Origin of the sequence: Solwaraspora sp. WMMB762 (assembly GCF_049179115.1) — a bacterium.
In the GTDB taxonomy this organism is placed as follows: Bacteria; Actinomycetota; Actinomycetes; order Mycobacteriales; family Micromonosporaceae; genus Micromonospora_E.
On record NZ_JBMHMD010000001.1, the window covers coordinates 716367 to 728969 of the forward strand.

Annotated in this window: 12 protein-coding genes; 8 read left to right on the plus strand and 4 right to left on the minus strand. The window is 71.0% G+C overall.

Going from position 1 to position 12603, the window contains the following annotated elements; genetic code table 11:
- Window positions 1-18 precede the first annotated feature (18 nt).
- The 3 genes from ACN27J_RS03405 to ACN27J_RS03415 are packed head-to-tail and all read right to left on the minus strand — an operon-like array spanning window position 19 to window position 2371.
- Window positions 19-654, minus strand: a complete 636-nt coding sequence (locus tag ACN27J_RS03405; protein WP_421363449.1) for a class I SAM-dependent methyltransferase — start codon at window positions 652-654, stop codon at window positions 19-21.
- Window positions 654-1364, minus strand: a complete 711-nt coding sequence (locus tag ACN27J_RS03410; protein ID WP_421363452.1) for a polysaccharide deacetylase family protein — start codon at window positions 1362-1364, stop codon at window positions 654-656. Before ACN27J_RS03410 ends, ACN27J_RS03405 begins: the two co-directional genes overlap by 1 nt.
- Window positions 1361-2371: a glycosyltransferase family 2 protein gene (locus ACN27J_RS03415; RefSeq protein WP_421363455.1), complete on the minus strand. Its 1011-nt coding sequence runs from the start codon at window positions 2369-2371 to the stop codon at window positions 1361-1363. Before ACN27J_RS03415 ends, ACN27J_RS03410 begins: the two co-directional genes overlap by 4 nt.
- 320 nt (window positions 2372-2691) lie before the next feature.
- On the opposite strand from ACN27J_RS03415, the gene ACN27J_RS03420 reads away from it, so the two are divergent.
- Genes ACN27J_RS03420 through ACN27J_RS03455 form a run of 8 tightly spaced genes read left to right on the plus strand, consistent with a single transcriptional unit; the run spans window position 2692 to window position 11373 of the window.
- Window positions 2692-4008, plus strand: coding sequence for an aspartate aminotransferase family protein (locus ACN27J_RS03420; RefSeq protein WP_421372091.1), 1317 nt, complete (start codon window positions 2692-2694; stop codon window positions 4006-4008).
- Window positions 4002-5045, plus strand: a complete 1044-nt coding sequence (locus ACN27J_RS03425; protein WP_421363458.1) for an NAD-dependent epimerase/dehydratase family protein — start codon at window positions 4002-4004, stop codon at window positions 5043-5045. Before ACN27J_RS03420 ends, ACN27J_RS03425 begins: the two co-directional genes overlap by 7 nt.
- Before the next feature lie 13 nt (window positions 5046-5058).
- Window positions 5059-6069: a UbiA prenyltransferase family protein gene (locus ACN27J_RS03430; protein ID WP_421363461.1), complete on the plus strand. Its 1011-nt coding sequence runs from the start codon at window positions 5059-5061 to the stop codon at window positions 6067-6069.
- Between the two features lie 29 nt (window positions 6070-6098).
- On the plus strand, window positions 6099-7109 hold the full coding sequence (locus tag ACN27J_RS03435; protein WP_421363464.1) for a glycosyltransferase family 2 protein: 1011 nt from the start codon (window positions 6099-6101) through the stop codon (window positions 7107-7109).
- 1 nt (window position 7110) lies between these two features.
- Window positions 7111-8130 (plus strand): glycosyltransferase family 2 protein, encoded by a 1020-nt coding sequence (locus tag ACN27J_RS03440; RefSeq protein WP_421363467.1) that lies wholly within the window; start codon window positions 7111-7113, stop codon window positions 8128-8130.
- On the plus strand, window positions 8127-9260 hold the full coding sequence (locus ACN27J_RS03445; RefSeq protein ID WP_421363470.1) for an endonuclease/exonuclease/phosphatase family protein: 1134 nt from the start codon (window positions 8127-8129) through the stop codon (window positions 9258-9260). Before ACN27J_RS03440 ends, ACN27J_RS03445 begins: the two co-directional genes overlap by 4 nt.
- Complete coding sequence (locus ACN27J_RS03450; protein WP_421363473.1) at window positions 9257-10330, plus strand: glycosyltransferase family 2 protein; 1074 nt, start codon at window positions 9257-9259, stop codon at window positions 10328-10330. Before ACN27J_RS03445 ends, ACN27J_RS03450 begins: the two co-directional genes overlap by 4 nt.
- The gene (locus tag ACN27J_RS03455; protein WP_421363476.1) at window positions 10327-11373 is read left to right on the plus strand and encodes a lysylphosphatidylglycerol synthase domain-containing protein; all 1047 of its coding nucleotides are present in this window, start codon (window positions 10327-10329) and stop codon (window positions 11371-11373) included. The genes ACN27J_RS03450 and ACN27J_RS03455 overlap by 4 nt, the downstream gene beginning before the upstream one ends.
- Here the strand turns inward: ACN27J_RS03455 and ACN27J_RS03460 are convergent.
- Window positions 11348-12598, minus strand: coding sequence for a tetratricopeptide repeat protein (locus ACN27J_RS03460; RefSeq protein ID WP_421372092.1), 1251 nt, complete (start codon window positions 12596-12598; stop codon window positions 11348-11350). The two genes, ACN27J_RS03455 and ACN27J_RS03460, sit on opposite strands and share 26 nt — an antisense overlap.
- Window positions 12599-12603: the final 5 nt, after the last annotated feature.

Here is a 12603-nt window from a genome sequence, read left to right on the forward strand (position 1 = left end):
GTAGGGCGTCGCGGGCGGTCACGACCGGCCACTGCGCGCCGGATCGGCGGCACCCAGCACCAGCACGCTGCCCGCGCCGGCCGCCCCACCGACAAGCTCATCGTGCACCGGCAGCCCGCAGCTACGGGCCCGGGACAGCAGTTCGCGGCCGGCGTCGGTGGTCCCGTCGTACACCCAGACCAGTACCCGCCCGCCCGGTCGCAGCAGGTCGGCCGCGCGGTGCAGTAGACCGACCGCGTCGTCGACGCTGAAGTAGTAGAGCACCTCGCGGAACAGGACCACGTCGTAGCGCTCGTCGGTGCGGTACGTCAACAGGTCTGCGGCCTCGAACGACGTGTCCGGCCGGCGCAGCGCGCGGGCCCGGCGGATCGCCGCCCGGCTGATGTCGACACCGTGGTAGTGCCGGTACCCGCCGGGCGGCAGCGCCAGATTGACGGTCGTACCGCAGCCCAGGTCCAGGATGCGTGGTCGCGGCGTGACCCGTTGAGCGAGTTCCAGCGGGGCGCGGTCACGCCCCTGGTCGAGATACCGCCACAACCCCAGCGCGTACTGCAGGTCCCACATCACGGCGTTCACCCGGGGGTACGGGCGGACCAGGACGGTCAGCGGCCAGTTGAGCGCCCGGGCGGCGAGCCGGAACAACGGGTGAGCCATCACGCCTCCTCGGCGGCGGTAGGGCGGTCGGGGACCGGGACGAACCGCAGCCCGCGGTCCAGCAGCCGGGGGATCACGGTGCCCAGCGCGGTGACCGTCTGCGAGCGGTCACCACCGCCGTCGTGGCAGAGCAGCACGTGACCGGAGCCGGCGCGCGACAGGGTACGGGTGATGTGGCCGACGCCGGGTTCCTTCCAGTCGCTGGAGTTGACCGTCCAGTCGACCGGGGTCAGCCCGGCGTCGACGGTGGCCGCCAGCACCCGCGCCGACCAGCCGCCGCTCGGTGCCCTGAACAGCCGGGTGGCGACCCCGGTGGCGTCGTGGATCCGCTGCTGGGCATGGTGGATCTCGCGGTGTAACCGGTCGGCGTCGAGCGCCGCGAACGGCATCGGGTGGCGCAGCGAGTGGTTGCCGATCCGGTGACCGGCGGCCACAATCCGGCGGGCCAGCTCCGGATGCTCGGCGACCCGGTCGCCGATCAGGAAGAACGTCGCCGGCACCCGGTGCCGGGCGAGGAGATCCAGCAGCGCGGGAGTCCATCGGGGGTCTGGACCGTCGTCGACGGTGAGTGCGACCGTGCCGGCCCCGACCCGGAACACCGGCCAGCTGCGCCGCGCCGACGGGGACACCGGCCGGAGCCGGTGGAAGGTCCGTACGCCGAGGAAGCCGGCCTCCAGCGCTTTCGCCCGCAGTATCGGCAGCTGGTTCACCGGCTCGTCCCCGGGGCCAGTCGATGGGTCGGTCCGAAGTCCGAGTCCAGCAGGAAGCGCACCCCGCCGACTGTGCCGCCGCAGACGATGGCCAGGTGGACCAGGAAGTGCAGGCCGAGGAACAGGGCGAGGAATGCGGTGCCCCGTTCCCGGCGGACGAAGTCGGCCAGCCCGGGGTCGGCGACGACGAACCAGGTCAGGGCGAGCCCTGGCAGGACCAGCAGCACCGGAGTCAGCACGGCCAACGGCAGGGTGCCGAGCACCGCGGCGGCGGCCAGTACCCCGCCCGGCCGGTTGGCCCGCAGCCCGGCCGGGCCCCGTTCCCGTACTGCCACCGGCACCAGCATCTGCGAGCGGCCGAACTGCTTGCGCAGCATCGGCCAGAGCCGGCTGTCGTCGTCGTGCCGGCAGGTCACGTCGGCGGACAACCAGATGCCGTGCCGGTCGGCCATCCGATCGCTCAACTCGACGTCCTCGGAGGCGCGGAGCCGTTCGTCGAAGAACCCGATGTCGTCGAAGACCGAGCGACGGACCGCGCACAGCGCGAAGATCGCGGTGCGTACCCGGCCGGTGTTGCGCACCCGCCAGTAGTGGGCGTGCAGCAACCGGTACGCCTCGACCGGGCCGTCGTCGTACAACGGCTCGGTGAGGTACACGCCGTGGACGCAGTCGATGTCCGGCTCGTCAGCCATGATCCGCAGCGCGGTGGCGACCGCGGTCGGCGTCGGCGCGCAGTCGGCGTCGACGAAGAAGACCACGTCGCCGGTGCTCGCCTTGATCCCGCGGTTGCGGGCGGCGGCCGGCCCGCTGTTGACCGGAGTCTGCAGCAGCCGTACCGGGAACCGCCGGGCGATCTCCCGGGTCCGGTCGGTGCTCGCGTCGTCGATCACGATCACCTCCACCGGCGGGTGGGTCTGTCCATACACCGCACTCAGGCAGGCGTACAGGGTCCGTTCACTGTTGTAGGCGGGGATGACGACCGATACGTGCGGGGGCACGGACACCACCTTTGTCGAATGTCGGGACCGCCGGGAAGTGTGTCACCGTGACTGCCGAGACGATAGTCGTAGTCACGATGGTGGTCAATTGGCTGTAGCTCGTCGTCCAGTGCGGCTCCAGTCACCTTACAGTCGTCGTTCAGTGCCGGTCGGCACAATTGCAAGGGCTCCCGGCGGTGCTCCGTGTCCGATGCGGTGTCACCCGTGAGTTCTGGAGAAAGGGTCGATAGGTGTCTGATCTGTTCACCGTCGATGATTGTGACGAGCTCTCCGTCAAGCAGGTGCACGATCTGTACCGGCGGTACGTCAACCGGAGCCAGGTCGGGCTGATGACGTCCTTTGGTTTCGGTCGGGAGTTGGTCGACCGGGCCGAAGGCGCCTACCTGTACCTACGGGACGGCCGTCGCATCCTCGACTTCACCGGCGGGGTCGGAGTTCTCAACCACGGACACAACCATCCCCGCATCCTGGCGGCGCGCCAGCGGTTCGCCGAGCGGCAGCGGATGGAGGTGCACAAGACCTACTTCTCGCCGTACGTCGCCGCGCTGGCCCACAATCTGGCCGAGGTGCTGCCCGGTGACCTGAACATGTCCTTCCTGCCGAACTCGGGCGCCGAGGCCGTCGAGGGCGCGGTCAAGCTGGCCTACAAGCACCACGGTGGGCGACGCAACACCATCCTGCGCGCGGACATCAGTTTCCACGGAAAACTCCTCGGCTCCGGCAGTCTGACCGGCGGAGCGCAGAACCATTTCAAGTTTCCCGGCATTTCCGGTGTCGTGACCTTCGGCTATGACGATCTCGAATCGGTACGCGCTGCGGTCGCCTCGCATCCCGATGACGTCTACGCCATCCTGATCGAGCCGTTCAGCGCGTCCACCATGCGCTGGTGCTCGGAGGAGTTTCTACGCGGTCTGCGTGACCTGTGCACCGAGCACAAGATCGTGCTCATCTTCGACGAGATCTACACCGGCTGGGGAAAGACCGGCAGCCTGTTCTACTTTATGCGCTATCCGGGACTCCTGCCGGACGTGCTGACCACATCGAAGTCGTTCGGCGGCGGCAAGTCGTCGATCTCGGCGTACGTCGCCCGGGAAGGAATTTTCCGCAAGGCGTACGACAACCCGATGGACGCGCTGATGCATTCCACCTCGACCACCTACTACGGGTTCGGCGAGGAATGCGCCACCGCGATCGAAGCGGTCAACATCGCCGTCGAGGACGACTACCCGGGCCGGGCCCGCCGGATCGAGCAGCTGCTGGCACCCGGCCTGCGCCGGATCGCCAAACAGCACCCCGACGCGGTCTCCGACGTCGCCGGCTCGGGTGCGCTCTGGGGGGTGTTCATCGACGGCGGTCCGCGGGTACTGGACCTGGCCGCGAAGCTGGCACCCGCCGGCCTGGCCCGGGATCCTCAGCTGCGGACCAAGGTGGTCACCTGCGCGGTGATCAACGCGCTCTACCGCGACCACGACATCTACTCCTACTACACCCTCAACGGTGCCAGCCCACTGGTGGTCGGCCCGCCGCTGGTCGCCTCCGACGACGACGTCGAGTACTTCCTGGACAGCCTGGACAAGGTCCTCGATCAGGGCCTCACCCGGCTGCTGACCCGGTTCGTCGCGCAGAAGGTCGGCTCGCTGTGGTGATCGCCGTGACCGGAGCGGCCGGCATGCTCGGCTCGTCGGTGGTGGCAAGGCTGGTCGCTGACGGCGTCGACGTGGTCGGACTCGACCTGCGGGAACCCGCACCGGGCACCGCCCCGCCCGGCTACCGGCACCTGACCGGCGACGTGCGGGACCCGGCCGCGCTGCGGCAGGCGCTGACCGGCGCCGACGCGGTCGTGCACTGCGCCGCCGCGCTGCCCAGCTACCCGGCGGCACAGATTCGCTCCATCGTGGTCGACGGCAGCCGGGCGGTGCTCGACGCGGTGCGTGCCGCACGGGTGCCCCGGTTGGTCTACATCTCCTCCACCGCGGTCTACGGGCTGCCCCGGCAGGTGCCGACACCGGAGGAGCACCCGTACGCGCCGGTCGACCCCTACAGCACCGCCAAGGCGGACGCCGAACGGCTGGCGGTCGGCTACCGTGACGCCGACCTGGTGCTGCCGGTGCTGCGGCCGAAGACGTTCCTCGGCCCCGGCCGGATGGGGCTGTTCTCGATGCTGTTCCAGTGGGCCCAGGAGGGACGTAACTTCCCGGTGCTCGGCGACGGCCAGGTCCGGATCCAGATGCTGCACGTCGCCGACCTGGTCGAAGCGGTGGTCACCGTGCTGCAGGCACCGGCCGAGGTCGCCAACGACACGTACAACATCGGCGCCGCCGAGTTCGGCACGCTGCGGGAGGACTTTCAGGCGGTGCTGGACGCCGCCGGGCACGGCAAGCGGGTGGTCGCACTGCCGGCCCGGCCCGCCCTCGCCGCCCTCGGCCTGCTGGAACGCACCAAGTTGTCCCCGGTGTACGGCCGGCTGCTACACAAGCTGATGGACGACTCCTACGTCGATATCGGTCGGGCCCGGCGACGACTCGGGTTCAGCCCTCGATACAGCAACCGCGACGCGGTGCTCGAGACGTTCCGGTGGTGGCAGGGGCAGCAGGCGAGTGGTCCGCCGGCCGGTGCCAGCGGCCGTACCAGCCGAGACCCGTGGCGGCAGGGTGTGCTCGCCGCCGCCAAGGTCTTCTTCTAGCCAGGAGGTGCCGATGCCCGCTGTCGAGGTCGCGGCCGAGCCGACATCGGTGTCCCCGACACCGGTGGCGCCGCCGGGCGCCCACCCGACCCGGACCGGGCGGTCCGGGTGGACGGCGCGCGGCGCGGCCGCCCGAATGGTGCGGACCACCGCCGACCTTGCCGCGCTGACCCGGCCGCAGCAGTGGCCGAAGAACCTGCTCGCCGTTCCGATCGCGCTGCTGGACGCCCCGGTCTGGACCGCCGCCGCGCTGGGCCGGGTCGGTTGGGCGGTGCTGCTGTTCACCCTGGCGTCGTCGCTGGTGTACGTGGTCAACGACGTCGCCGACCGGCGGTTGGACGCCGGCCACCCGTCGAAACGGTCCCGACCGGTGGCCAGTGGCCGGGTCTCTGCGGCCACCGCCTGGGTGTTCGCCGCCACGCTCACCGCCGCCCTGGCGGCCGGCGTCGTCGCCGGGCCCGCCCTGGCCTGGTGGCCGGTCGCCGGCTACCTCGTGCTCAACCTGGCGTACAGCCGGTGGCTCAAGCACGTCCCGTTGGTCGACATCTGCGTGGTCGCCGCCGGCTTCGTGCTGCGGGTGCTGCTCGGCTACGCGGCGACCGCCGGCCCGGTTTCGGCCTGGCTGCTGACCACCGTCTTCGCCACCTGTCTGCTGCTGATTCTCGGCAAACGCCGGCAGGAACTCGCCGTCGACGGTGCCGCGCACCGCCCGGCGCTGCGCGGCTACAACCTCAACCTCGCCGACCAACTGCTCACCGTGAACGCCACCGTCGCGGTCATCGGCTTCCTGCTCTACCTGCACTCGGACGCGCCGGTCGGCGTGTACCGCAACGCCCTGTTGCTGAGCGCCGTACCGCTCGTCCTGTTCGGGATCTCCCGCTACCTGCAGGCGGTGCTGGTCCGTCGGGGCGGCGGCGACCCGGTCCGGACCGTACTGCGGGACCGCCTGATCGTCGTCGCCGCCGCGCTGCTCGCCGCCAGCGTCGGTATCGCCCTGCTCGCCGCCCAGTACCCGTCGTCCTAGCGAATCCTTCTCGAAAGTGGTCTCTTCCTATGCCTGACCCGCTCGTGTCGGTCATCGTGCCGAACTACAACTACGCCCGGGCGCTGGGGCTGTGTCTGTCCGCGCTGCGCGCCCAGACGTACCCCCACCTGGAGATCATCGTTGTCGACGACCGCAGCACCGACGACTCGGTGGCGGTGGCCGAGTCGTACGGCGTGCGGGTCGTGCAGACCCCGGTCAACGGCGGTCCCTCGGTGGCCCGCAACCTCGGCGCTGCCAACGCCAACGGGGAGATCCTGTTCTTCGTCGACTCGGACGTGGCCGCCAAACCCGACGCGGTGGCCAACGCGGTGGCGCTGCTCACCGAACGGCCGGAGATCGGTGCGGTGTGCGGCAACTACGACCCGGTGCCGCTGATCCGCGACAGCCTGGTCGAGGAGTACCGCTGCATGCAGCAGTCCTACTGGCTGATCGCCGACGAGGGGCGGATCTACACCATGTACACCGCGCTGCTGGCGATGCGGGCCGAGGTGTTCGCCGAGATCGGGCCGTTCAACCCGCGGCTGCGCGAGACCGAGAACGCCGACTACGGGTTCCGACTGGCCAGCCGGTACGAGATCTGGTTGACCCCGGCGGTGCGCGGCGTGCACGACCACGACCACGAACTGCGGGTGATGATCCGCAAGGTCTTCACCCGCACCATGCTGCACATTCCGATGTACGCCCAGAACCCCACCTTCCCCGGTGGGCTGCGCAGCGGCCCACGGGCGTGGAGCAGCGTCGCCGCACTGCTCACCGTGCTGACCGCCGTACTGCCGCTGCTGTTCGGTCCCTGGTGGAGCGTTCTGCCGGTGGCCGCGTTGGCCGGCTTCGTCGCCTGCGACTGGCCGATGTACCGGTTCGTCGCGGCCCGCCGCAACCCGCTGTTCGTCGGCTACTTCGTCGCCATGCACTTCCTGCTGAACGTGGTGATGGGCGTCGCCGCGGCCGTCGGCTTCGCCAGCTACCTCACGTCGCGGGCGTTCCGGCGGCTCTACGACAAGCCGGCCGAGGCGGTGTGACATGTCGACTCCACTGGTCTCGGTGATCGTGCCGAGTTACAACTACGCCGACTCACTGGCGGTGTGCCTGCAGGCGATCGCCGACCAGACCTACCCGGCGATCGAGGTGCTGGTCGTCGACGACCGCAGCACCGACGACTCGGTGGCGGTCGCCGAGGCGCAGGGCGTACGGGTGATCGCGCTGGCCGACAACGGCGGCTGCGGTCGGGCCCGCAACATCGGCGTCGCCAGCACCAGCGGCGAGATCCTGTTCTTCGTCGACGCCGACGTGGCGATGGCCCCCGACGCGGTCGCCGAGGCGGTGGCCATTCTGCAGGCCGAGCCGGGGGTCGGCGCGGTTTGCGGCATCGAGGACCCGGAGCCGCTGCTGCACGACACCGCCGTCGCCCGCTACCGAGGGCTGCAGTACCACCACTGGTCGGCCAGCGGTGAAGGCAACGTCACCTTCCTGTTCCCGGCGATGTGCGCCATCCGGCGCCGCGTCTATCAGGAGGTGGGGCCGTTCAATCCGGCGCTGAAGCAGACCGAGGAGGTCGACTATGGTTACCGGCTGTCTCGTCGCCACCAGCTCCGGCTGACCTCCCGGGTCCGTGGCCGGCACGACCACGACCACCAGCTGGTGCCGTTGCTGCGCAAACTCTTTCACCGGGCCCGGCTGCGAATCCCGCTGTACGCCCGGGCCCGCCGGTTCGCCACCGGCTTCGAGACGGCGTCGCGGGCCTGGGGCAGCCTGGCGGCGGCCGCCGCGGTGCCGGCGGTGGCGCTGCCGGTGCTGCTCGGCCCGCTGTGGTCGGTGGTGCCCGTCGGGCTGTTCGTCGCGTCGCTCGCCGCCGACTGGTCGATGTACGCTCTGGCGCACCGGCTGCGCGGAGTCCGGTTCCTGGCCTTCTTCGTCGCGGTGCACTTCCTGGTCAATGTGACCATCACGGCGGGAGTGGCGGTCGGTACGCTGCAGTGGCTGGTGTCCCGGCCGTTCCGGCAGCTCTACGACAGCACCTTCCCCGCGGAGGCCACCGTATGACCGCTCAGGCTGCCGCAGCCGAGGCGACGGCGGCCACCGGCGGCGGCGCAGCAGAGCCAGAGCCAGGGCCGGGCCCGTGGGGACGCTGGTGGCGCCGCTGGCTCGGCCGGGTGTTCCTGACCGGCTCGGCGGCGTGGCTGGCGTACGTGCTGGCCCACCGGCTGCTCAGCGGCCGAGTCTGGTGGTGGGTGCTCGCCGAGCTGATGCCGCCGGTGATGTTCGTCGCCGTACCACTGCTGTTCGCCACGGCCGCGGCCGGCTGCCGGCGGACCCGCCGCCCGGCGGCGCTGATGTGCGCCGTGTCGCTGCTGGCCGGCGTCGGACTGGCCGGAATCAACCTGCCCGGACCGCTGCGGTCGGCGCCGCAGGTGCCGCCGGACGCGCTGCGGGTGGTCTCCTGGAACACCGGATACTGGCACACCACCGACCGGGCCGACGATTTCTACCAGCTGCTGCGGGACCAGCGGGCCGACGTCTACCTGCTGCAGGAGTACATCGCCGAGGTCGACGGCGTGATCGTGCCGATCGACGACCTCGACCGGCTGCGCCGGGAGATGCCGGGTTTTCAGGTGGCGGTCATCGGCGAGCTCGTCACCCTGTCCCGGTACCCGATCGTCGACCAGACGCCGCTGGTGGCCGACGGGCTTCCCCCAGCCCCGGACGGCTTCACCGACTTCTGGCGTTACCAGGTGCTCCGTACCGATCTGCGGGTCGGCGACCGGGTACTGTCCACCTACAACGCGCACCTGCCGGTACCGTTGTGGGCCGGCGGCCCCGGCCTGTTCACCCGGGAGTTCCACCGGACGATCCGGGAACAGCATCAGCGTCGGGTACCGCAGTTCCGGGCGTTGGCCGCCGACGTGGCGGGCAACGACAACCCGGTGGTGCTGGCCGGGGACCTGAACACCAGTCCGGCAATGGGTGACCTGCGCCGCCTGCCGTCCGGGTTGCGCGACGCCGAGTCGGTCAGCCGGTCCGTCTACCTCGCGTCGTGGCCCACCGAACAGGTGTCGTCCTGGCGACTGGACTGGGCACTGGTCTCCGCCGGAGTCACCGTGCACCGGTACGAGTTCGGCGACGCCCGCGGCATGTCCGACCACCGGCCGCAGTCGCTGTGGGTGTCGTGGTGACCGGGTACCCGACGGTGTCGGTGGTGATTCCGACGTACAACAAGGCAAAGACCCTGGCCGACTGTGTGCGCGCGGTGTACCGCCAGACCCGCCAGCCGGTCGAGGTGATCGTGGTCGACGACGCCAGCACCGACGGATCCCGGGAGATCGCCGCCGGACTGCCCTGCCGGTTGATCTGCCTGCCCACCAACCAGGGGGTGTCCGCCGCTCGCAACGCCGGTGCGGCGGCTGCCATCGGTGAAGTGCTGTTCTTCGTCGACTCCGACATCGCGCTGGCGCCGGACGCGATCGGCAACGCGCTGCGGGTCCTTCGGGAGCATCCCGGGTGCGCGGTCGTGCAGGGCATCTACGACGCGGAGCCGTTGGCCGCCGACGGCCCGGTGGAGGTCTACAAGACCCTGTTCGAGCACTACTGGCGGCGGCAGCGTGACGGTGTCGCGGACGCGACCTTGTTCGCGTTGACCGCGATCCGGCGGCAGGCGTTCGACGACGTGGGCGGCTTCGACGAGCGGCTGCGGGACGCGGAGGACATCGAGTTCGGCACCCGACTGCCCGCCCGGTACGAGATCCGGATGAGCGCCGACGTGGTGGGCCGGCACGACGACGTCGACCGGCTGCGGCCGTTCCTGGCCGAACACGTCCGCCGAGCGGTCAGCTACGGGGCGTTGCTGGTCGGCGTGCTCGCCGCTGACGACCGGCGTCGGGTGCACCGCACCGGTGGGCACCGGCCCGAGTCCGCGCGCCCCGCTTCGGGCGTCGACGTCGGTGCGGTGGCCGCGATGCTGTGCTGCGCGGCGACGGCCGTGACCCTGCCACTGGCCGCCGTCGCCGGCTGGCTGTTGGCGGTCCCGGCAGCCACCTTCACCGCCTTCACCCTGGTGGACGGGGCCCTGTTCCGCTTCGTCCGGCGCCGGAAGGGAAACCGGTTCCTGGTGTACTTCGTCGCGATGCACTTCCTGATGCACACCACCCAACTCGCGGGGATGACGGTCGGATTCGCCGCCGGCCTGGTGCGCTCGACCCGCCGCCGGCCGGCCCGGTCGACGACGGCACCGGAGACGGGCCGGTGACCGGCCGTACCGACGAGGCCGGTGCAACGGTGCCGGGCCGTCCACAGAGCGCCGTGCCGTCATCCGGCCGGTGGGGTCGTTGGTTGCGGGTGGCGAACCGGGTGTTCGTCGTCGGGTTCATCGCCCTGCTGGTGGTCGGACTGATCACCGTGCTGCGGACCCAGGACTGGGCACCGGTTCGCGAGCTGGCCGGGTCTCTCGACCCGGTCGCCGTCTACCTCACCGTCGGCGGTGCCTTCGCGGTCAACTGCGTCGGACTGGTCCTCGGGGTGCTGTCCTGGCGGGCGCTCTTCGTCGACCTGGGCGCCCGGGTCGACACCTGGACGGCGGCCCGGATCTTCTTCGTCGGCTTCCTCGTCAAGTTCGTGCCCGGGCGCTTCGTCGCGTTGCCGGTGCTGGTTCGGATGGGCAAGGCTGTCGACGTCGGTCCGGTCCGGCTGGCCTCGGTGTTCCTGCTCAGCTGGAGCATCGTCGCGCTCACCGGGCTTACCGTGGGGATCGCCGCCGGCCCCTCGGTCGCCGGCGGCGGGATGTGGTGGATAGCCGCCGCCGCGCTGCCGGTTACCGTCCTGCTGATCCGGCCCGACCTGCTCGATCGCGGTATCCGGCTGGCCGCCCGGGTGCTGCGCCGGCCAGAGCCGCAGGTCCGAGCCTCGGCCGGTGGGGTGCGTCGGTCCATCCTGGCGCAGGCACTGTCGTGGATCATCTCCGGTCATCACCTGTGGCTGCTGGCAGTCGTCGCCGGGGCACCGGCCGGCCGGTCGTACCTGATCTGCGTCGCCGGGTTCGCGCTGGCCACCGTCACCGGGTTGCTGGTGATGGTCGCGCCGGACGGTATCGGGGTGCGTGAAGCGGTGCTCGCGTTGGCTCTCGCGTCGGTGATGCCGTTGCCGCTGGCCGGCACCGTGGTGCTGGCCAGCCGGTTGGTTTGTGTGTGCAGCGACATCGCGGTCGGAGCCGGCGGGCTGCTCCTCGCCCAGTACCTGCACCGGCGGCGAAGGGCGACCGGCGCCGTGCTCACCGACCCGGTGCCGGTGCGCTGACCGTGACCGGGGTGTCCGGACCACTGACCGTGACCGGGGTGTCCGGACCACTGACCGCGATCGGGGCGGTGCCGGGCCCGGTGTCGGTCCGCTCGCGGTCCGCCGCATCCAGCCGGGCCCGGATCTGTTCGGCCTCGGGAGCGCCGATCGCGCTGAAGTGGGCCAGCGCGTGGCACCAGTGGTCCCATACGTCGTCGGGGGTGTTGCCCGGGCCGGTGACCGGTCGTCTGCGGTCGGTGTCGGCCAACCGCTGCCCGGCACGGGCCAGGCCGGCGTGCGCCCGGGCCTGCTGCGTCCGGTCGCCGATCTGCGCGGAGATCGACAGCGCCTGCCGGTAGTGGTCCCGGGCCGCGGTGGCGTGACCGACCGCCATCAGCGCGTCCGCCAGTCCGACCAGCGCGGACGCCGCACCCATCGGCTGACTGGTGTCCCGGTAGATCTCCAGGGCCTGCCCGTGATGGTCGGCGGCGGCCCGGAAGCTGCCCAGCCGGGCATGCAACTGGCCCAGCGAGTCCAGCGCGAACGCCAACCCCACCCGGTGCCCGATCCGCTGGCACAGGGCGATTGCGTCGGACAGGTGCTCGGCCGCCTCGGAGTAACGGCCCTGGAGTACGGCAATCCAGCCGAGGTTGCCCAGCGCCATCGCCTCGCCGTGCGCCTCACCAGCCTCCCGCAGCAGACCGAGTGCCTCCCGCAGATGGGCGGTGGCCTGGTCGTACTGGCCCTGCTGGCCGTGGAAGACGCCGAGGTTGCCCAGTGCGCGGGCCTTTCCGGCACGTTCGCCGGTCTGCCGGTAGAGCACCAGCGCGCGCTGGAGATGGTCGGCCACCAGCTGCCGGTGCCCCTGCATCCCGTACACCACGGCGATGTTCGTCATCATGTGCGCCTGCGAGTCCCGGTCACCGATGATCTCGGCCGCGAGCAGACCGTGGTGGTGCACGGTGACCGCGTCCGGATAGTGGCCGGCACCCTCCAGGTAGCGGAAGATGGTGAGCACCAGACGCCGGGCATGTTCCGGCCAGCCGTTCCCGGCGGTGTGCACGACGGCGCCGACCAGGTTGGCCCGCTCCTGCTCCAGCCAGGTCCGGGCTGCGGCGGCGTCGGGCAGCGGCCGCGCCGCGACGCTCGGGCCGGTCACCGCCGGCCGCCGGTGTCGCTCGGCGGGGAAGAGCAGATCCATGGCGGCTGCGGCGGTGTGCAGGTAGTGGTCGAACAGGACGGTCATCGCCC

Excerpts from the sequence above, each read along its gene's own strand:
- ACN27J_RS03445 (WP_421363470.1), top strand. The coding sequence starts at position 8,127 with ATGACCGCTCAGGCTGCCGCAGCCGAGGCGACGGCGGCCACCGGCGGC.
- ACN27J_RS03420 (WP_421372091.1), top strand. The coding sequence starts at position 2,692 with ATGACGTCCTTTGGTTTCGGTCGGGAGTTGGTCGACCGGGCCGAAGGC.
- ACN27J_RS03440 (WP_421363467.1), top strand. The coding sequence starts at position 7,111 with ATGTCGACTCCACTGGTCTCGGTGATCGTGCCGAGTTACAACTACGCC.
- ACN27J_RS03430 (WP_421363461.1), top strand. The coding sequence starts at position 5,059 with ATGCCCGCTGTCGAGGTCGCGGCCGAGCCGACATCGGTGTCCCCGACA.
- ACN27J_RS03405 (WP_421363449.1), bottom strand. The coding sequence starts at position 654 with ATGGCTCACCCGTTGTTCCGGCTCGCCGCCCGGGCGCTCAACTGGCCG.
- ACN27J_RS03435 (WP_421363464.1), top strand. The coding sequence starts at position 6,099 with ATGCCTGACCCGCTCGTGTCGGTCATCGTGCCGAACTACAACTACGCC.
- ACN27J_RS03460 (WP_421372092.1), bottom strand. The coding sequence starts at position 12,598 with ATGACCGTCCTGTTCGACCACTACCTGCACACCGCCGCAGCCGCCATG.